At 56.2% G+C, this 19394-nt stretch carries 17 protein-coding genes; 10 read left to right on the forward strand and 7 right to left on the reverse strand.

Features of this window, described 5'->3' with window-relative positions:
• Window positions 1-77 precede the first annotated feature (77 nt).
• The 3 genes from ssuD to ACIPDS_RS02505 are packed head-to-tail and all read left to right on the forward strand — an operon-like array spanning window position 78 to window position 4081.
• Window positions 78-1250, forward strand: a complete 1173-nt coding sequence (gene ssuD / locus ACIPDS_RS02495) for an FMNH2-dependent alkanesulfonate monooxygenase (protein ID WP_400732312.1) — start codon at window positions 78-80, stop codon at window positions 1248-1250.
• 7 nt (window positions 1251-1257) lie between these two features.
• The gene (locus ACIPDS_RS02500) at window positions 1258-2625 is read left to right on the forward strand and encodes an FAD/NAD(P)-binding protein (protein ID WP_400732313.1); all 1368 of its coding nucleotides are present in this window, start codon (window positions 1258-1260) and stop codon (window positions 2623-2625) included.
• 58 nt (window positions 2626-2683) lie between these two features.
• A complete protein-coding gene (locus ACIPDS_RS02505; protein WP_400732314.1) occupies window positions 2684-4081 on the forward strand; it encodes an LLM class flavin-dependent oxidoreductase in 1398 nt (465 codons plus the stop codon).
• A 517-nt stretch (window positions 4082-4598) separates the two neighbouring features.
• Here the strand turns inward: ACIPDS_RS02505 and ACIPDS_RS02510 are convergent.
• From ACIPDS_RS02510 to sppA, 4 genes are all read right to left on the reverse strand, one after another.
• A complete protein-coding gene (locus ACIPDS_RS02510; RefSeq protein WP_400732315.1) occupies window positions 4599-5852 on the reverse strand; it encodes a glycoside hydrolase family 18 protein in 1254 nt (417 codons plus the stop codon).
• Window positions 5853-6050: 198 nt separating this feature from the next.
• The gene (gene pncA / locus ACIPDS_RS02515) at window positions 6051-6692 is read right to left on the reverse strand and encodes a bifunctional nicotinamidase/pyrazinamidase (protein WP_400732317.1); all 642 of its coding nucleotides are present in this window, start codon (window positions 6690-6692) and stop codon (window positions 6051-6053) included.
• A gap of 9 nt (window positions 6693-6701) precedes the next feature.
• Window positions 6702-7718, reverse strand: a complete 1017-nt coding sequence (ansA, locus tag ACIPDS_RS02520) for an asparaginase (protein WP_400732318.1) — start codon at window positions 7716-7718, stop codon at window positions 6702-6704.
• Between the two features lie 57 nt (window positions 7719-7775).
• Window positions 7776-9632, reverse strand: a complete 1857-nt coding sequence (gene sppA / locus ACIPDS_RS02525) for a signal peptide peptidase SppA (protein ID WP_166514113.1) — start codon at window positions 9630-9632, stop codon at window positions 7776-7778.
• 161 nt (window positions 9633-9793) lie between these two features.
• On the opposite strand from sppA, the gene ACIPDS_RS02530 reads away from it, so the two are divergent.
• From ACIPDS_RS02530 to ACIPDS_RS02540, 3 genes are all read left to right on the forward strand, one after another.
• The gene (locus ACIPDS_RS02530; protein ID WP_400732320.1) at window positions 9794-10345 is read left to right on the forward strand and encodes an NAD(P)H nitroreductase; all 552 of its coding nucleotides are present in this window, start codon (window positions 9794-9796) and stop codon (window positions 10343-10345) included.
• Window positions 10346-10474: 129 nt separating this feature from the next.
• The gene (selD, locus tag ACIPDS_RS02535; RefSeq protein WP_400732321.1) at window positions 10475-11518 is read left to right on the forward strand and encodes a selenide, water dikinase SelD; all 1044 of its coding nucleotides are present in this window, start codon (window positions 10475-10477) and stop codon (window positions 11516-11518) included.
• Window positions 11519-11522: 4 nt separating this feature from the next.
• Window positions 11523-13457 (forward strand): DNA topoisomerase III, encoded by a 1935-nt coding sequence (locus ACIPDS_RS02540; RefSeq protein WP_400732323.1) that lies wholly within the window; start codon window positions 11523-11525, stop codon window positions 13455-13457.
• A gap of 120 nt (window positions 13458-13577) precedes the next feature.
• Here ACIPDS_RS02540 and gdhA read toward each other — a convergent pair whose 3' ends face one another.
• Complete coding sequence (gene gdhA / locus ACIPDS_RS02545; protein ID WP_400732324.1) at window positions 13578-14921, reverse strand: NADP-specific glutamate dehydrogenase; 1344 nt, start codon at window positions 14919-14921, stop codon at window positions 13578-13580.
• 235 nt (window positions 14922-15156) lie between these two features.
• On the opposite strand from gdhA, the gene ACIPDS_RS02550 reads away from it, so the two are divergent.
• Window positions 15157-15426: a DUF1496 domain-containing protein gene (locus ACIPDS_RS02550; protein ID WP_400732326.1), complete on the forward strand. Its 270-nt coding sequence runs from the start codon at window positions 15157-15159 to the stop codon at window positions 15424-15426.
• Here ACIPDS_RS02550 and ACIPDS_RS02555 read toward each other — a convergent pair.
• A complete protein-coding gene (locus ACIPDS_RS02555) occupies window positions 15392-15802 on the reverse strand; it encodes a pyrimidine (deoxy)nucleoside triphosphate diphosphatase (protein WP_400732327.1) in 411 nt (136 codons plus the stop codon). The two genes, ACIPDS_RS02550 and ACIPDS_RS02555, sit on opposite strands and share 35 nt — an antisense overlap.
• 78 nt (window positions 15803-15880) lie before the next feature.
• Here ACIPDS_RS02555 and ACIPDS_RS02560 point away from each other — a divergent pair, with 78 nt between their 5' ends.
• From ACIPDS_RS02560 to ACIPDS_RS02570, 3 genes are all read left to right on the forward strand, one after another.
• Window positions 15881-16447 (forward strand): carboxymuconolactone decarboxylase family protein, encoded by a 567-nt coding sequence (locus ACIPDS_RS02560; RefSeq protein ID WP_400732329.1) that lies wholly within the window; start codon window positions 15881-15883, stop codon window positions 16445-16447.
• Window positions 16440-17066, forward strand: coding sequence for a CDP-alcohol phosphatidyltransferase family protein (locus ACIPDS_RS02565; RefSeq protein ID WP_400732331.1), 627 nt, complete (start codon window positions 16440-16442; stop codon window positions 17064-17066). Before ACIPDS_RS02560 ends, ACIPDS_RS02565 begins: the two co-directional genes overlap by 8 nt.
• A gap of 248 nt (window positions 17067-17314) precedes the next feature.
• The gene (locus ACIPDS_RS02570) at window positions 17315-17851 is read left to right on the forward strand and encodes a hypothetical protein (RefSeq protein WP_400732333.1); all 537 of its coding nucleotides are present in this window, start codon (window positions 17315-17317) and stop codon (window positions 17849-17851) included.
• A 182-nt stretch (window positions 17852-18033) separates the two neighbouring features.
• Here ACIPDS_RS02570 and ACIPDS_RS02575 read toward each other — a convergent pair whose 3' ends face one another.
• Window positions 18034-19338: a rhodanese-like domain-containing protein gene (locus tag ACIPDS_RS02575; protein ID WP_400733421.1), complete on the reverse strand. Its 1305-nt coding sequence runs from the start codon at window positions 19336-19338 to the stop codon at window positions 18034-18036.
• Window positions 19339-19394 lie beyond the last annotated feature (56 nt).

The raw sequence follows: 19394 nt of genomic DNA on the forward strand, positions 1-19394 counted from the left end.
ATTTCGCTAATGTCTTTATAACTGACTTAAATAACTGCTTCTATAAATACCAAATATAGTTATAAAGGAAATGGATAATGACAGTACAAGCCGCGCAGAAAATCAATGTCTTTTGGTTTCTCCCCACCCATGGCGACGGGCGCTATTTGGGCACCACGGAAGGCGGTCGTCCGGTCGATCTGCCGTATCTCCAGCAGGTGGCGCTGGCGGCAGATAGCCTTGGCTACTATGGCGTGCTGATCCCGACGGGTAAAAGCTGTGAGGATTCCTGGCTGGTGGCCGCCGCGCTGGCCCCCATTACCCGTAATCTACGTTATCTGGTGGCCGTCAGACCGGGTCTCCAGCCGCCGACGTTGGCCGCACGTATGGCCGCCACGCTGGATCGTCTTTCTGAAGGCCGACTGCTGATAAACGTGGTCACCGGCGGCGATCCGGTGGAGAACAAAGGGGACGGTATTTTCTTAAGCCACAGTGAACGTTATGAAGTGACGAACGAATTTCTCGACGTCTATCGTCGCCTTCTGGCAGGTGAAAAGGTCGATTACCACGGTAAACACCTCCAGGTTGAAGGTGCCGAAGTCCTGTTCCCAACGGTGCAAAAGAACGGGCCGCCGCTGTACTTTGGGGGATCGTCTGAACAGGCCATCGACGTTGCCGCCGACCACATTGATGCTTACCTGACCTGGGGCGAGCCGCCGGCGCAGGTTGCCGAAAAACTGGCGGTGGTGAAAGCCCGCGCCGAAGAAAAAGGGCGTGAGCTGGAATACGGGATCCGCCTGCACGTAATTGTCCGCGAAACGGAAGAAGAGGCCTGGGCTGCGGCAGACAAGCTGATCGCCCATCTCGATGATGACACGATAGCCCAGGCGCAGCAGATTTTTGCCCGCATGGATTCGACCGGTCAGGCGCGCATGAGCGCTCTGCACAACGGTAACCGCGATAAGCTGCGCATCTCTCCGAATCTGTGGGCGGGCGTTGGACTGGTGCGTGGCGGGGCGGGAACTGCACTTGTCGGCAATCCACAGCAGGTGGCGGAGCGCATCCGCGAGTACCAGGCGCTGGGAGTGACAAACTTTATCTTCTCCGGCTATCCGCATCTGGAAGAGGCCCATCGTTTTGCTGAGCTGGTGATGCCGCTGCTGCCGGTCAGCACGCAACCGCGTTCGGCTAAAGGGCAGGTCAACACTGGGCCGTTTGGCGAAACGATTGGCGGGGCAAAACGTCCTGCGAAACACGTCAGCGCGAGCTGAAGGGGGAGTGATGTCTGAGCCTCATATCGTGATAGTCGGCGGCGGTTTTAGCGGCACGGCGGTGGCGATTCATTTGCTGCGCGAGGCCACGAGTCCGGTGCGTATCAGCGTGATTGAGCCCCGCGAACATCTGGGGCAGGGCGTGGCCTATTCGGCAACCGATCCTGCTCATCGCATTAACGTCCCTGCCGCGCGGATGCAGCTGGCGGGGGACGAAGATGGCGCCTTTGACCGCTGGTATCGTCGCTACGGCGATTTTCCGCAAGACCCGTTTGCGCAGCAGCCTGACGGCAGCGTCTACCCGCAGCGAGGGGCATTTGGCCGCTATGTCGAGGCGGCGTTTATCGACGTCGCAAAAGCGCACGGCAACCGAGTAGCCCATCTTCAGGAGCGCGCCGTCGATTGGCAAGCAGGCCACATCGTCACCTCTACCGGCCGACGTCTTCGCGCGGATAGCGTAGTCCTTGCGGTGAGCCATCCGCCACCGCGTCTACCCGTGGCGGTTCGCGCCCTGGCTCATCACGCCCAGGTGATTGCCAATCCGTGGCAGGCACAGGCGCTGTCGGCGATACCGCCTGACGGCCGCGTGGCGATAATGGGCACCGCGCTCAGCATGGCTGACGTCGTCGCGTCGCTGGTTCGCCAGGGACACCGGGGCGAGGTGATGGCTTTTTCCCGCCACGGCCTGCTTTCACGCCCCAATGCCCCGACAAATCTGCCGAAATGGCCGGGGGATTATCTTACTGGCACATTGCGCCAGCGTTTACGCCAGATTCGCGCTGATATCGTGCGCGCCAATGCGGCTGGCCTGCCGTGGCAGGTGGTGCTGGATGCCGTACGCCAGCAGGGACAGGATATCTGGCAGCGGATGAGCGCAGGCGAGAAGCGCCAGTTTCAACGCCATTTACGCCGCTTCTGGGATGTGCATCGCTACCGCATTGCTCCCCAGGGGGCGCAGGCGATTGCCGATAAACGTCGTGCTGGGACGTTTCGCCATTTTGCCGCACGTTTACGCACGTTAGGCGCCCAATCGCCGGGGCTTCGCCTTAATTTGATACTTCGCGGTGGCAAATCACATCAGGAAACGGTGGATTATCTGGTGCTCACCACGGGCCCCGATCATACGGATCTGATTGCCAGCCAGCCGTTCTTACACGCATTGCAGCAGGCCGGTCTGATTCGGCCCGATCCGCTGGGTATGGGCATTGAGGTGGATATTTCGTCTCAAGCCTCACCTCAAATTTGGGTAGCCGGCCCCGCCGCCCGTGGACGCTTTGGCGAGCTCATGGGCTTGCCGCAGGTTGCCGACCATGCGCAGCAGGTTGCGCAAAACGTACTGGAAACGCTGGGCTGTCGTCAGCTTGTCTTGTCGTAAATCCATCATCAAAATTTAATGGCACCGGGTGATTCGCCGGGTGCATCGGGAGACCGTTATGCCATCACAACGTGAAATTCGTCTGAACGCTTTTGATATGAACTGTGTCGGCCACCAGTCGCCGGGCCTGTGGGCGCACCCGCGCGATCGTTCCTGGCAGTATAAAGATCTTGAGTATTGGGTTGATCTGGCGCGATTACTGGAGCGCGGGAAATTCGACGGTCTGTTTATTGCCGACGTGCTGGGCGTATATGACGTCTTTAACGGCAATGGCGACGCGGCGATCCGCCAGGCGGCGCAGGTGCCGGTCAACGATCCGCTGGCGCTGGTGACACCGATGGCGCTGGTCACCGAGCATTTAGGCTTTGGCCTCACGGCATCGCTGTCGTTTGAGCATCCCTATCCGTTTGCCCGCCGCTTGTCGACGCTCGATCACTTAACCAAAGGGCGTGTGGGGTGGAATATTGTCACCTCGTATCTGGAGAGCGGGGCGCGCAATATCGGTCAACAGGCGCAAACGGCGCATGATGCGCGTTATGACTATGCCGATGAATATCTGGAAGTCGTGTACAAGCTGCTGGAGGGCAGTTGGGAGGAGGGGGCCATTTTACGCGACCGCGAACGGCGTATTTTCAGCGATCCGAGTAAGATCCACGCGATTAACCATCACGGTAAATTCTTCGATGTTCCGGGCTACCATTTATGCGAGCCGTCGCCGCAGCGCACGCCGGTGCTGTATCAGGCCGGTGCATCCAGCCGTGGCAAACAGTTTGCTGCAAGCCACGCGGAGTGCGTGTTTGTTGCATCACCGTCGAAAAGCGCGTTGAAAAAGACGGTAGCCGATATTCGCCGTCGCGCGGAAGAGGCCGGACGCGATCCGCACAGTATTCTGATTTTTAATATGCAGACCACGATTGTCGGTGAAACGGACAAAGCGGCACAGGCTAAATGGCAGGAGTACAAAAGCTATACCAGCTACGAAGGTGCGCTGGCGCTGATTTCTGGCTGGACGGGGATTGATTTTAGCCAGTACCAGCCGGATGAAGTGTTTACCTATTCCAAAACCAACGCCATTCAGTCGGTGGTGGATACCTTCTCGACGGCCGACCCTGATAGACAGTGGTCGGTGAAAGCGATGGCCGATTGGGTGGGTATTGGCGGATTTGGCCCACTGACCGTTGGCAGCGCCGAGACGGTAGCCGATGAGCTGCAATCGTGGGTTGAAGAAACGGATGTCGACGGTTTTAACCTGGCCTATGCGGTAACGCACGAAACCTTCACCGACGTGGTGGAATTGCTGGTCCCAGAATTGCAAAAACGCGGTGTCTATAAGCAGGAGTACCGCGAGGGGACGCTACGCGAAAAGCTGTTCGGCGGCAGTGCCCGCTTGCAGGCCCCGCATCCGGGGGCCGGTTATCGTATTCACGCCAACAGCGGGATTTTGACCCCGGTTTAACCCCGGAGTCGGTGCTAGCGCACCTCGTCCGGGCTACAGCAGCCGCGTAGCCCGGCCAAGCGCAGCGCCGCCGGGATTTACATCGAGCCTCCCCGGGGTCAACGTTCCGCCTCGTCCAGGCAACCGCAGCCACGTAGCCCGGCCAAGCGCAGCGCCGCCGGGATTTACACCGAGCCGCCCCGGAGTCGGCGTCCCGCCTCGTCCAGGCAACAGCAGCCATGTAGCCCGGCCAAGCGCAGCGCCGCCGGGATTTACACCGAGCCGCCCCGGAGTCGGCGTCCCGCCTCGTCCGGGCTACGGTAGCCACGTAGCCCGGCCAAGCACAGTGCCGCCGGGATTTACACCGGGCCGCCGCGGAGTCAACGTTTCGCCTCGTCCAGGCAACAACAGCCATGTAGCCCGGCCAAGCGCAGCGCCGCCGGGATTTACACCGAGCCTCCCCGGAGTCAACGTCCCGCCTCGACCAGGCAACAGCAGCCACGTAGCCCGGCCAAGCGCAGCGCCGCCGGGTCAAGCGCTAGTGCTTAATCCCCAGTGACTCAGCCAACTGTTTTGCCAGTTGGTTGTTGTCATCGGCTCCGTACTCCCAGAACATCGCGCCGCCGAGTCCTTTGCTCTTGATGTAGTCCGCTTTAATGCTGACCGAGCGCGGATTCTCATACGACAACGCAAATAGCCCCTTACCGTCGTCCGACTTCACCGTCAGGTACGGCACTTTCGCTTGATCGTCCCAGTGCTCGGTAAACCGTTTCTGCGGATCATTTAAAAGTTTTGCGACAATATCGTTATATTTCACGTAGGTATCCTTGCTTAAATCCACTCCCAGCGATTTAAACAGCTCAACCTGCTGCGGGCCAAAATACGGTTGTGTCGCCGGATTTTTCTGCGCATCCGGTTTACTCCAGTCAATACCCGGCTCTACGCTACGTTTTGGCACGCGGCCGTAAAAACCGATACCCAGATTCATCTGGCTCGGTTTCAAACCGGCAGCCAGATAATTATTCACCACAAAATCTGCGCTGTATTTATCCGCCTCGGCCACCGTTGGCCACTGGGTGGAGTCATACAAATTGGAGTTGAAATACTGAGTGCCATACGCCATGTCGTAGGTCATCAGGTTGATGTAATCGAGCAGCGGGGCAATCGCCTTCACATCCACCCAGCTTTTCGGGCTCTCGGCGTTGGCGCCCACGGCAATGGTCACTAGCTTGTTTTGCCCCATTGCGCTACGCAGCTCTTTTAGCAGCGTCGTGAAATTGTCTTTGTCCGCAGGTTGGCTCGCGACCAGACCCCACGCGCCGTTAACCGGGTATTCCCAGTCAAGATCAATTCCATCAAGGCCATATTTCGCCACCACATCCTGTACGGAGCGAATAAATACCGCTCGTGATTCAGGCGTTGCCGCAGCCCCTGAGAACCCTCGTGCGCCCCAGCCGCCGACGGACAGCAGAACTTTCAGATTTGGGTTTTGTTTACGCAGCATGGGGATTTGGGCTAAATCCGCCTGCACCTTTGGCGATAACCAAATCTGATGCAGTTTTGCGGGATCTTTCAATGCGTCATTGGTTTCATCTTTTTCATCGTTGTAGATAAGACCAAAGGAATAGTTGAGGTGGGTAATCTGGCGGACGTCGAGCTTATTGATATCGCCGCCGGGGCCAGCGGTCACATCACCGCCGCCGTTAAAATAGCCAACGGACATCAGGGAATTAGCAGAAACAACCGATGCGCAGAGCAGGGGTAATGCTGCCAGCAAAGGCAAAATTTTCATACACGGTCCTCTTTGACATTAAAAAAACAAACATGCCACAGCAATGGCGTGGCGAAAAAACAACCGTTTGAACATAGCATTGCCGCTGCGTTAAATCTGCGAGAGGGTTCACGTGAATGAAAGGTTAAATCAGGGGAGGGACGCGGGTAAATTCCCGGAGTCGGCGCGGGCGCACCTCGTCCGGGCTACGGTCAGGAATTAACTTTGTGTCTCGAGCCAGTCATCAAGCGTGTAGAGCGTGGCGCCTTCTGCGGCCATTTCCATAAAGGCATTGGCGCTGTCTTGCGGCTCTATATTCACGCCACGGCAGCCGTCCGTTATCACGTTCACGGTGTATCCCAGCTGCAACGCATCCAGGACGGTGAACTTCACACAATAGTCCGTCGCCAGACCCAGCACGATTAATTCGTTGATATCGTGCTCGCGAAGCCACGCGTCCAGCCCGGTTTGCTGGCGGTGTCCGTTATCAAAAAAGGCGCTGTAGCTGTCGATATTCACGCTCTGACCTTTATGAAAGACCGCATCAATATCCTGCGTTGTCAGCAGCGGGTGAAACGCGGCCCCGTCGCTGTTCTGTACGCAGTGATCCGGCCAAAAGGTCTGCGGTAAGCCATCAAGCGTCCCCTGAGTATACGGCCGAACGCCGTGCTGACTGGCGAAGCTACCGTGGTTGGCTGGATGCCAGTCCTGGCTTGCGACAACGACATCGCCGAGGATTTTACTGGCCCGGATCATCAGATTCGCCACATCGATGGTGCTGTCGCCTTCGGCAACGGTAAGCGCGCCACCGGCACAAAAATCATTCTGTAGATCCACCAATAATAGAGCACGTTGCGTCATGATTTCTCCTTAGTCGTCCGGCGTCAGTTCACCGCGCAGGTTCTGCTGCATAGCCTGACGGATGGTCTCGGTATCAAGCCCTTGACTCAGCAGATAGTGTAGCTTGGTCAGCGTCGCCTCTACCGTCATATCAAAACCGCTAATCACGCCCGCCTGCGCCAGCGCATTGCCGGTGGCATACCCGCCCATATTCACCTTGCCGGACATGCACTGGGTGAGATTAACCACCAGGATGCCGCGATGGCTGGCTTCGGTCAGCTCTTTAATAAAATTGCCGTTCTGCGGCGCATTGCCAACGCCATAAGAACGCAGGATCAGCGCTTTCACCGGCTGTAACAGGAAGTTACGCACCACATCTGCGGAAATGCCCGGATAAATCGTCACCACGCCAATCGGCTGCGGAGTGATAGGGTGCACAATCAGCTCGCCTGCACCGTGCGGCGCCGGTGGTGTGCCCAGTTTACGAATATGAATCCCGGCTTCCAGCAGCGGCGCTAGGTTAGGCGAGGCAAACGCATCAAAGCCATCGGCATGGGCTTTGGTGGTACGGTTTCCGCGATAGAGACGATTATTAAAGAATAGGGTGACTTCGTTAATCGGGTAGTTTGCCGCCACGTAAAGCGCGTTCAGCAGGTTGATTTGTCCGTCGGAACGCAGCTCCGCCAGCGGGATCTGCGAGCCGGTGACGATGACCGGCTTACCCAGATTTTCCAGCATAAACGACAGCGCCGAGGCGGTGAAAGCCATGGTATCGGTACCGTGCAGAATGACAAAACCATCGTAGTCATCGTAATGCGCTTTGATATCGTCGGCGATATGCTGCCAGTCTTCCGGCGTCATATCGGAAGAGTCCATCAGCGGGTCGTACTCGTGGATGGTAAAGTCCGGCATTTCCGGGCGATGGAATTCAGGCATCAGCGCGAGCTGGCGCTGGAGATGACCGGAAACCGGAATGTAGCCGTGTTCTGAGCGCTGCATCCCGATGGTCCCGCCGGTGTAGGCGACGTAAATGGATTTTTTTTGCATGTGGTCGTCGAATGATTAATCTAAAGAAAATCCCCTCCGTTGAGGAGGGGATTGCGATTAGCGAATATTGGCGCAGGTCAGGCAAATTGCATAGCGATTTTGCGGGTCGTTAAACACGGCGAGCTTATCGCTTTCGGCTTTGACTGCGTTTGCGGCAGAGGCCAGCGGAGCTGGCAGGTACGCCTGCAATGCCTGAGGCAGGGCTGCACGCACGGAGCCTGACATGCTGTCCATCACCATATCGAAGAATGTCGGCTCACTCTGATAATAGTCAATGTGCCAGGTTTTCACCTTCGCAAGCTCTGCGGCTTTCGCCACTGCGTCATCGAAATCACCCAGACTGTCGACCAGACCGTTGGCTTTAGCGTCCTGACCGGTCCACACGTGGCCTTGCGCAATCTTATCGATAGCTTCCGGCGTGCTCTTACGCGACTGCGCCACGAGGGTGATAAAGCGCTTGTAGCCGTTCTCAATGGTCAACTGCATCATCTGCTGAACTTCAGGCGTTAACGCTTTGGTCACCGCCATGTCGGCCAGCGGTGAGGTGGCAACACCGTCGGTATGAACGCCGATAGAATCGAGCGTATTTTCGACCGTATTTATCACGCCAAAGATGCCGATTGAGCCGGTCAGCGTGCTTGGGCTTGCCACGATGTAATCCGCAGGCGTTGAGATCCAATAGCCGCCAGAGGCCGCCATGCCACCCATCGATACCACCACCGGTTTACCCGCTGCTTTCGCTGCCGCCAGTTCAGCGCGGATCACTTCAGAGGCGCTGACGCTGCCGCCAGGGCTGTTTACGCGTAGCACGATGGCTTTCACTTTAGCATCCAGACGCGCGTCGCGAATCTGTGCCGCCGTGGTGTCACCGCCCACGTTACCCGGGGTTTCCTCACCGTCCATGATGGCGCCGTTAGCAAAGACAACGGCAATGCTTGAACCGGTATCCGCCGGGGTTTTCACCGCGTAGTCATACATGCTGATGGCGCGGAAGTTGTTATCCGCTTTACTCCAGCCAAACGCCTTGGTCATCGCTTTTTCGATGTCGGCGCTGGAGGCGAGCGTATCAACCAGCTTGTTATCCAGCGCGTATTTTGCCGTGTCGCCGTCGGCCTTACGCAGGCCATCGAGCATCGCCTGTGCGCCCGGGAACACCTGCTGGGCGGGAATCTGGCGGTTGGCAGCTACGGTATTGAGGTAGTTTTGCCAGAGTTCGCCAATCCAGCGGCTGTCTGCTTCACGCGCGGCGGGAGACATATCGTCGCGAATAAACGGTTCAACGGCGGATTTGTAGGTGCCGACGCGGAAGACGTGGGTGGAAACCTTCAGCTTATCGAGCAAGGTTTTGTAGTAAAGACCGTTGGTCGCGAAACCATGCAAGTCCACCACGCCCTGTGGCGACAGCCAGATTTTGTTGGCAAAGCTGGCGAGGTAATACTGGCCCTGGCTGTAGCTATCGCCAATCGCGTAGACCGGTTTACCGCTGTCACGGAACTCGCGCAGCGCCTTACCGATATACTGCATCGACGGCTGATCGCCACCGGCAAAGTTTTTCAGATCCAGCACAATGCCGGTGATATTGCGATCATCCTTCGCCTGACGAATGGTCTGCACAATATCAAACAGGGAGTTTTCCTGCAGGCGATCGGAGGAGGCGCCAAAAATCTGTTTGCCTATAACGCTAAGCTTGCTGCTGGTGGACGGTTTATCGACCACCACGCCGCTGATGTCCATCAACAAGGCACCCCGGCTGCTACGTTCAGAGGAGCTGCTGGTGCTCACCTGCATCCAGATACCGACGCATACCAGCACCAGTAAGATAAAGACCAGGTTAAACACCAGTTCACGGACGAAATTAAGTAATCGCCACATCCATTTAAAGAATCCGGCAATAAAGCGCCATACGGTTCGCATGTATTCTCCCTGCAATAACGAAAAAGGTTCACCGAAACGGTAAAACGTCAGGCTATCCTAAATAGACCGTCGCCCGTTGTCAGCAGGAATCGCCTTCTGCGCTGTAACAAATTCCTCGCACATGTTAATTTTATGAAAAATAACGTAAGAGGAGTGACCTGATGGATGCACTTGAATTACTGGTGAATCGCCGCAGCGCTTCCCGTCTGGCGGAACCCGCGCCAGCCGGAGAACAGTTGCAAAATATCCTGCATGCCGGGATGCGCGCCCCGGATCACGGCACGTTGCAGCCGTGGCAGTTTGTTATTATTGAAGGCGAAGGGCGCGCCCGTTTTAGCGGCTTGCTCGAGCAGGGCGCAGTCGCCGCGCAAAGTGACGAAAAAGCCATCGAAAAAGCGCGTAACGCCCCGTTCCGTGCGCCGCTGATTATTGCGGTTATCGCAAAATGCCAGGATCACCCTAAGGTGCCGGTCTGGGAGCAAGAGATGTCGGCCGGGTGCGCGGTGATGGCGATGCAGATGGCGGCGGTAGCGCAGGGCTTTAACGGCATCTGGCGCAGCGGTGCGCTGACCGAGAGTCCGGTGGTACGCGAAGGTCTTGGCTGCGGTGCGCTGGATAAAATCGTCGGTTTCCTCTATCTGGGAACCCCGCAGTTGAAAGCGTCGACCACAATTGTCGCGCCCGATCCGGCCCCCTTTGTCCGTTATCTCTGAAAATCCGCGACGATTGTCTGGATTCCAGGCAAATACCCTCGAATTCAGACAGTCGTACTTATCACCGCCCGGTTCTGGCGTTAACATACAGCCCTTACGCAAATGCCAGAGCAATGACAGGAGTTGTCCATGAGCGAGCAGGCCATTCGTTTAACCCAGTACAGCCACGGAGCGGGTTGCGGTTGTAAAATTTCACCGAAGGTGTTGCAGACTATCCTGCACAGCGATCAAACGAAGTTTATCGACCCGAACCTGCTTGTTGGTAACGAAACAAGCGATGATGCTGCTGTCTATGATCTCGGTAACGGAACTTCCGTTATCAGCACCACCGATTTCTTTATGCCGATTGTCGATAATCCGTTCGACTTTGGCCGCATTGCCGCCACCAACGCGATAAGCGACATTTTCGCGATGGGCGGTAAACCGATTATGGCGATTGCCATCCTCGGCTGGCCTATCAATACACTGGCGCCTGAAATTGCCCGACAAGTGACCGAAGGCGGGCGTTTTGCCTGCAAACAGGCCGGCATTGCGCTGGCGGGCGGACACTCTATCGATGCACCAGAGCCGATTTTCGGTCTCGCGGTCACCGGTATCGTGCCGACGGAGCGGGTGAAGAAAAACAGCACCGCCCAGGCAGGCTGTAAGCTGTTTTTGACCAAACCGCTGGGAATCGGCGTGTTAACCACCGCCGAGAAAAAATCACTCTTAAAACCTGAACATCAGGGGCTGGCGACGGAAGTGATGTGCCAGATGAACCTGGTCGGTTCTGCGTTTGCCAACATTGACGGCGTGAAGGCGATGACCGATGTCACCGGCTTTGGTCTACTGGGGCACCTGAGCGAAATGTGCCAGGGCGCAGGCGTGCAGGCGCAAATTGATTTTAATGCTGTGCCGAAATTGCCGGGCGTGGAAGAGTACATCGCGCTGGGTGCAGTGCCTGGCGGCACCGAACGTAACTTTGCCAGCTACGGCCACATGATGGGCGCGATGAGCGATGACCAGCGCGCGCTGCTGTGCGATCCGCAAACCTCCGGCGGCCTGCTTATTGCGGTGACCCCGGAGGCGGAAGACGCCGTTCATGCCGCCGCTGCGGAATTTGGGATTAACCTGACCGCCATCGGCGAACTGGTGACCGCACGCGGTGGCCGTCCGATGATCGAGCTGCGCTAAACCGATGCGCCTGTTTATCGCGGAAAAACCAAGCCTGGCACGCGCCATTGCTGACGTCCTGCCTAAGCCTCATCGTAAAGGCGACGGTTTTATCGAATGTGGTAATGGTCAGGTGGTGACCTGGTGTATTGGTCACCTGCTGGAGCAGGCGCAGCCGGATGCTTATGACAGCCGCTACGCGCGCTGGAATCTACAGGATTTGCCCATTGTTCCCGAAAAGTGGCAGCTCCAGCCGCGCGCCTCGGTCACCAAGCAGCTCAACGTCATAAAGCGTTTTATTCATGAAGCCAGCGAAGTCGTCCACGCGGGTGACCCGGATCGTGAAGGACAGCTGCTGGTGGATGAAGTGCTGGACTACCTGGATTTGGCGGCGGACAAGCGTCGTCAGGTCCAGCGCTGTCTGATTAACGACCTCAACCCTCAGGCGGTTGAACGGGCAATTTCTCGTCTGCGCGCCAACAGCGAATTTATCCCGCTGTGCGTGTCGGCGCTGGCCCGCGCGCGCGCCGACTGGTTGTACGGTATCAATATGACCCGCGCTTACACCATTTTAGGGCGTAACGCGGGCTATCAGGGCGTACTTTCCGTGGGCCGCGTGCAGACGCCGGTGCTGGGATTAGTGGTGCGTCGTGATGAAGAGATTGAAAACTTCGTCTCGAAAGACTTCTTTGAAGTGAAGGCGCATATCGTCACGCCAAAGGATGAACGCTTTACCGCCACCTGGCAGCCAAGCGAAGCCTGCGAACCGCATCAGGATGAAGAAGGGCGTTTACTCAACCGCACCCTGGCGGAGCATGTCGTCAAACGTATTACCGGCCAGCCTGCGTTAGTCACCGCCTATAATGATAAACGGGATTCAGAACCGGCGCCGCTGCCGTTCTCGCTTTCCGCCTTGCAGATTGAAGCCGCCAAACGCTTTGGATTGAGCGCGCAAAACGTACTGGATATCTGCCAGAAACTGTATGAAACCCACAAACTGATTACCTATCCGCGTTCCGATAGCCGCTATCTGCCGGAAGAACATTTTGCCGGGCGACAGGCGGTAATCAACGCCATCAGCGTTCATGCGGCGGATCTGTTGCCGCAACCGGCGGTGGATCCTGATATTCGCAACCGCTGCTGGGATGATAAAAAGGTCGACGCTCACCACGCGATTATTCCCACTGCGCGCGCCAGCAACGTAAATCTGACGGAAAACGAAGCTAAGGTTTATCGCCTGGTTGCCAGCCAGTATCTGATGCAGTTTTGCCCGGATGCGGTGTACCGCAAGTGCCAGATCGATCTCGATATTGCCAACGGTAAGTTCGTTGCGAAAGCGCGTTTTCTCGCAGAGGCCGGTTGGCGTGCGCTGCTGGGGGCAAAAGAACGCGATGAAGAAAACGACGGTACGCCGTTGCCGGTGGTTGCCAAAGCCGATGAGTTACTGTGCGAAAACGGTGAAGTGGTTGAGCGTCAGACCCAGCCGCCGCGTCACTTTACCGATGCGACGCTGTTATCCGCCATGACCGGTATTGCGCGGTTTGTGCAGGATAAAGATCTGAAGAAGATCCTGCGCGCCACCGACGGTTTAGGCACTGAAGCTACCCGCGCGGGGATTATTGAGCTGCTGTTTAAGCGCGGTTTTCTTAGCAAGAAAGGGCGCTATATTATCTCAACCGATCCCGGACGCGCGCTTTTCCATTCTCTGCCGGAGATGGCGACTCGCCCGGATATGACCGCGCACTGGGAATCAACGCTAACGCAAATCAGCGAAAAGCAGTGCCGCTATCAGGACTTTATGCAGCCGTTGGTCGGAACGCTGTATCAGCTGATTGACCAGGCTAAGAGCACGCCGGTAAGACAATTCAGAGGACTAGCGGTTCCGGCTGGAGGCGCGAAGAAAACATTCATCAAAGGCAAGGGGAAGAAGCGGGCAGCAAGCCCGGCGCCTGACGCGTAGGCAGTATAAGGTGAGGTCGTTGCGCTGTGGTGCCGGATGGCGGCGATGCCTTATCCGGCCTACATCGTTCACACCCTGTAGGCCTGATAAGCGTAGCGCCATCAGGCACCCTGACCGTGATTAAATCACACCCTGTCCCAGCATCGCATCGGCCACTTTCACAAAGCCTGCGATATTCGCGCCGCGAACGTAGTTGGTTTGTTTCGCTTCACCGCCGTGCTCAACGCAGGCGTGGTGAATATCCAGCATGATGTGATGCAGACGCGCATCAACCTTCTCCGCTTTCCACCCCATACGTGCAGCGTTTTGCGCCATTTCCAGACCGGATGTGGCGACACCGCCGGCGTTAGCCGCTTTACCCGGTGCGAACAGTACGCCCGCGTCGAGGAACAAATCGGTCGCTTCAATGGTGGTTGGCATGTTGGCGCCTTCAGCCACGGCTTTTACGCCGTTGGCGATAAGTACGCGGGCGGCCTCAACGTCCAGTTCGTTCTGGGTGGCGCACGGCAGGGCGATATCCACCGGCACGCCCCACGGCTGCTTGCCTTCCAGATACACCAGACCAAATTCACGCGCATAGTCGGCAACGCGACCGTCGCGGCTGGCTTTGATGGCGCACAGGCGAGCCAGTTTTTCTTTGGTGAAACCGGCTTCATCCACCACGGTGCCGCTGGAGTCGGAGGCGGTAATGACGCGCGCACCCAGCTCCATCGCTTTTTCGATGGCGTATTGTGCCACGTTACCGGAGCCGGATACCGCCACGCGAGTGCCTTCAAAACCAAGACCATGACGTTTGAGCATGGCTTCGGTGAAATAGACCAGACCGTACCCCGTGGCTTCTGGGCGAATCAGACTGCCGCCGAAAGACAGCCCTTTACCGGTAAAGACACAGGCGGTGTTGTTGGAGAGTTTTTTCATCATCCCGGCCATAAAGCCGACTTCACGGCCACCGACGCCGATATCACCGGCAGGGACGTCGGTATCTGCGCCCAGATGACGGTACAGTTCGGTCATCAGCGACTGACAAAAACGCATGACTTCGCCTTCGCTTTTGCCTTTAGGATCGAAATCAGAACCGCCTTTACCGCCGCCCATAGGCAGGGTGGTCAGCGCATTTTTAAAGGTCTGTTCGAAGCCGAGGAATTTCAGAATAGATAAGTTAACGGATGGGTGGAAGCGCATCCCACCTTTGAACGGCCCAATAGCCGAGCTGAACTGCACGCGCCATGCGCGGTTAACCTGCACCTGGTTACGGTCGTCTACCCACACGACGCGAAACTGAATAACACGCTCAGGTTCAACCAATCGCTCCAGCAAAGAAAGCTGGCGATAGTGCGGGTTCTTTTCGAGGAACGGCCAGAGCGTTGTCATCACTTCACGTACAGCCTGAGCAAACTCGGTCTGGTGTGGGTCGCGTTGTTGAACATGAGCCAGGAAGGAATCCAGGGAGCAAACCTTGTCCATAAGTATAAGTACCTCTTATGATTGTGAATATATGTAGTTGTTATGGTTGTGTTTAATACAGTGCGTTATTTCGACTATATCACCACCCTGCTAACCGATGACAAGGAATTTCCCCGCGCGTAATAAAATTAATATTCAAGGTAAGGTCATAACCAAAAGCGATGAGGGAAAAAAGTTAAGTTCGCCGCCAATTTGGTCGATAGTTATAAGAAGAGATTTTTTAAGGAGATAACGAATGAAAAGGTTATGGATTGCGGGGGCGCTGCTTCTGTGTTGCCACGCTGCGCAGGCGAGGCCTCAGGTGGAAGTTAACGTTCCGCCTGAAGTCTTTAGCAATAACACGAATAGCCAGCGCGTGCAGCCTTGCTCTCAGTGCTGTATTTATCAGGATGAGAACTATTCAGAAGGCGCAGTGATCAAAACAGAAGGGGTGCTTTTACAGTGCCAGCGCGATGAACGCGCGATTAGCACTAATCCGCTGGTGTGGCGTCGGGTAAAGCCATAAACGCCTGAAGTAGCGGGATATCGGCCGGGGCGAGATCGTAATTCAGTGCCTCTTGTGGTGTACACCATGCCAGCGCGCTATGCTCGCGAGCGATAATTTCCCCGTCATAGCGCGCGACATGCCAGGCGTGCAGATGAATCATTCGCCCGGAAACCTCACGCATATGGCTGGCAATATAGCGACCGGGACACGCGTGGATAGCGAGCTCTTCCTGGAGTTCGCGCACCAGCGCTTGCGGCTGGCTTTCACCGGCCTCAACTTTCCCCCCAGCAAACTCCCAAAGCCCAGCTTGATCGGCATGAGCAGGGCGCTGGGCGAGCAGAATTTTGCCGTTTTTTTCGATAATCGCAGCAACAACATCAATTGTTTTCAGCATAGTGGTCAAAGACGTGATAAAGGGAATGGCATATTATCGCTGCTTTGTCGTTTCCCCAAGTTTTGCAGGAGTCTGCGGGTGAAAAATCAACAACCCTGGGTGCCGCCGCTCAGCCAGTTACCTCTGAGTTTGAAACCTCTCGTTGCCATGCAGCAAAAACATTACGGCAGCGTGCTCAACCCGACCCGCTGGTGGGGGCGTATGCCGCGTCTGTTCTGGCTGGTTGCGCTGTTTGTCGGATATCTGGAGCGCCGAAAAGCCCGGCTTGAGCCGACGCTGCGGGCCTTGCTGCTAACCCGCGTGTCGCAGCAGTGCGACTGTGCGTTTTGCATTGATGCCAATAGCCTGCGTCTGGTAGAGCGCTGTGGGGCAATGGATAAAGTTCAGGCGCTCAACGACTGGCAGACCGCCACGGTGTTTAGCGCGGCTGAACGTGCGGCCCTGGGTTATGCGGATGGCATGACCGCGACGCCGCCAAATATCACCGAAACGATCAAACAAGAGTTACACTGTCACTTTAACGACGCGCAGATCACCGAAATGACCGCGCTGGTGGCGTTTCAGAATTTATCCGCCCGTTTTAACGCTGCGCTGGAGATCCCCTCGCAGGGGCTATGTCCGTTTGGGGGTAAAACCGATGCTTGATAAACACCTGCACCCCCGCCTGAAACCCGGTCTTAACCGGGTGGCGCAAGTGCTGGATCGACCTGGCATCTCGGCGGATGGTATGACCCTTGTGGGATTTGCCATTGGCGTACTGGCGCTGCCGTTCCTGGCGCTGGGCTGGTACGTCGCCGCGCTGGCGGCGATTGTATTAAACCGGCTGTTTGATGGCCTTGACGGTGCGCTTGCCCGCCGTCGCGGCCTGACGGATGCGGGCGGTTTTCTCGATATCGCCCTCGATTTTCTGTTCTACGCGCTGGTGCCGTTTGGTTTTATCCTCGCCGACCCGGCGGCAAATGCCGTGGCGGGAGGCTGGCTGTTGTTTGCGTTTATAGGCACCGGCAGCAGCTTTCTGGCGTTTGCCGCGCTGGCGGCGAAGCACCAGATAGATAATCCCGGCTACGCCCATAAATCGTTTTACTATCTGGGCGGGCTAACCGAAGGCACCGAGACCATTTTGCTCTTTGTGTTGGGCTGCCTGTTTCCGGCGTGGTTCGCGTGGATGGCGTGGGTGTTTGGCGCGCTGTGCTGGTTAACGACGTTTAACCGGGTCTGGGGCGGGTACATGACGCTAAAATTGCTTAACTCTTCAGCAAAATAAAATCGGCCATTTACGCTGAGGCAGAAATTCTCACGACGTTGAGTCAGTAAAGCCCGCCGCCACGGCATTTGGCCTAGTCCTCCCCAAATAGCACCATCACTCACAAATCGACACTTGAACCCGCGCATGATGCGCGGGTTTTTTATTAACCAAGGAAAATCTTATGAAATTGAAGAAAATGATGATGTGTTTGGGACTGCTGCTGATAACCGCATCAGCCATGGCTTGCCCGAAAGGCGAGCATCCGCATGGAGGCACGGGTTCTCACCATAAGGGTGGGTATTGTTCTTATGATCAGTAAGCGCATTTTAGTGCTGATCTCTATAGGTATTCTTTCTGGATGTGTAGGAAAGGCAAGTCACCCGCAGTGTCAGAATTTGAAAGGTGAAGCATTCGGCGCTCGTCTTGGTGCGGCAATCTCGGGTCGCTATATTGACGATATGAAAGCCAATATCGCTGATACGCGTTATGAGCGCTGTGAGGAGATGTTTGATTTAATACAGTACCAGGAGCAGTTGCAGGAGACTGCACAGCAAGAGCGACAGGAAAGTCTTCAGCAACAGTCAGCTATTGCCGTCAGTCCAACCGTACAACCGTCACAATTGCACTCGGCCTCATTAAAAGACCTTGTTGATTGTGAGCGGACAATATTGGAGCCTGGAAAGCAGGGCGTTTCCGATGAGAAGACCAAATTGTCATATCAGTGTGAACTGGAAATTGATCGGCGTGTAGACACAGGTATTGTTGGCCGCGACACCGTGAATAAGATGCTCAAGCAAGGGTAATCACTCATTCCCATCGTGAAGTTTTTATTCTCATGCACTGGATGTTATTGGGTGAAAAGAGAGGGATGGGTGGTAGTTTGCGTTTAATGTGGTGAGTTTTTGGGGAAGAAAACTTCCCCATTATTCAAAACCCTTATCTCATGACGCGATGAGCCTATATCTCAGCATCGTAAATAACGCCATTACAGCGTGCTGTCCGGTTTGCGCTCGCCCGTCACAACCGGATTTTTCGGATCGGCGCTCCACTCATACCAGCCGCCGTCATACACGCTGACGTTCGGCCAGCCCATCGCGCGGGCGTACATAAACGTCTCTGATGCGCGCCAGCCGGTGCCGCAGTAGAACGATACTTGTTGAGTCGGCAAGATATTCCACGATTTCCACATAGCCGCAATATCGTCAGCGCTGCGCATGGTGCCGTCAGGATTGTGGAAGTCTTCCATATGGGTCGAATCGCTACCCGCATGGCCCCAGCGAGCGCCAGCGATTTCGCCTTTTGGCTTGATGTAGCTATAGCCACTGGTGGTGCCGATAAACTCCGGCCACGAACGAATACTCACCAATGAGGCATCCTGGCGATGCAGCAGCGCGCGCGCCTGTTCCATATTCAGCATCAGCTGCGGCTGGGCAGGTATGGTGACGCCAAAATCAGGGGCTGGGGCGACTTTTTCAGGTAAACCCCGCTCCACCGGCAGGCCAGCGTCAGACCAGGTTTTCCAGCCGCCGTCGAGAAGGCGTACATCTTTTACGCCCGCATAAAGCATAATCTGCGCCACGCGGGCGGCGGCATAGACGTCGCGGCCGTACAGCACCACCGTAGTGTCATGACGGATACCGTGTTTCGCCAGCAGTTCTTTTAATTTTGCGTCGGAAACTTTATTCCACAGCGGTTCGCTTTCCACCTCGTTGGTGTCGATATACCCAGCCCCTGGGATATGGCTCACCAGATACAGTTTCGGCGCGCCCCAGGCGGCTTCAATCACCTTCACATCACCCGCCGGTTTCGCAACAACGTCTTTGCCTTGCTGCAGGTCGTGCAACCATTGCGGATAAACCAGTTGCTCAAAATGCGGTAATTTTTGCAGACGTTCAGGCTGTTGCAGCGCATCGCTAAGGGTCGACAGATTAGTATAGCCTGCCGCTTTAAGGCGGCTGGCAACCGCGTCGTTATCTTTGCTGTCGCCGTAGAGTGCGATATCGGTATTTTTCTGTAACTGATGTTGCTGCGCCCACGCGGCCAACTGCTCATTATTCATCGCAGAAAGCCAGCTTGCGGAAAGATTGAGAGCGCCGGGTTCATGACCCTGCGTCCCATTCACCTGCTGCGGCCAGCCGTTATAAAACGCGCTGACACGCGTATCAATGGCGGTACCTTTTTGTTCTAGCAGATGGGTAAAGGTCAAAGTTTTCGGGGTTTGTGCGGCAAATGCAGAAGAGGCAAGACCGAGCGCAAGGGCCAGCGCGGTCAGTTGAGAAACACGTTTCATCAAATCATCCGACGGAGAAAATTGGAGCATTATTTTGCGCCTCAAGTAGAGAGATT

It is taken from the genome of Kluyvera sp. NPDC087067 (assembly GCF_044745165.1).
Taxonomy (GTDB): Bacteria; Pseudomonadota; Gammaproteobacteria; order Enterobacterales; family Enterobacteriaceae; genus Kluyvera.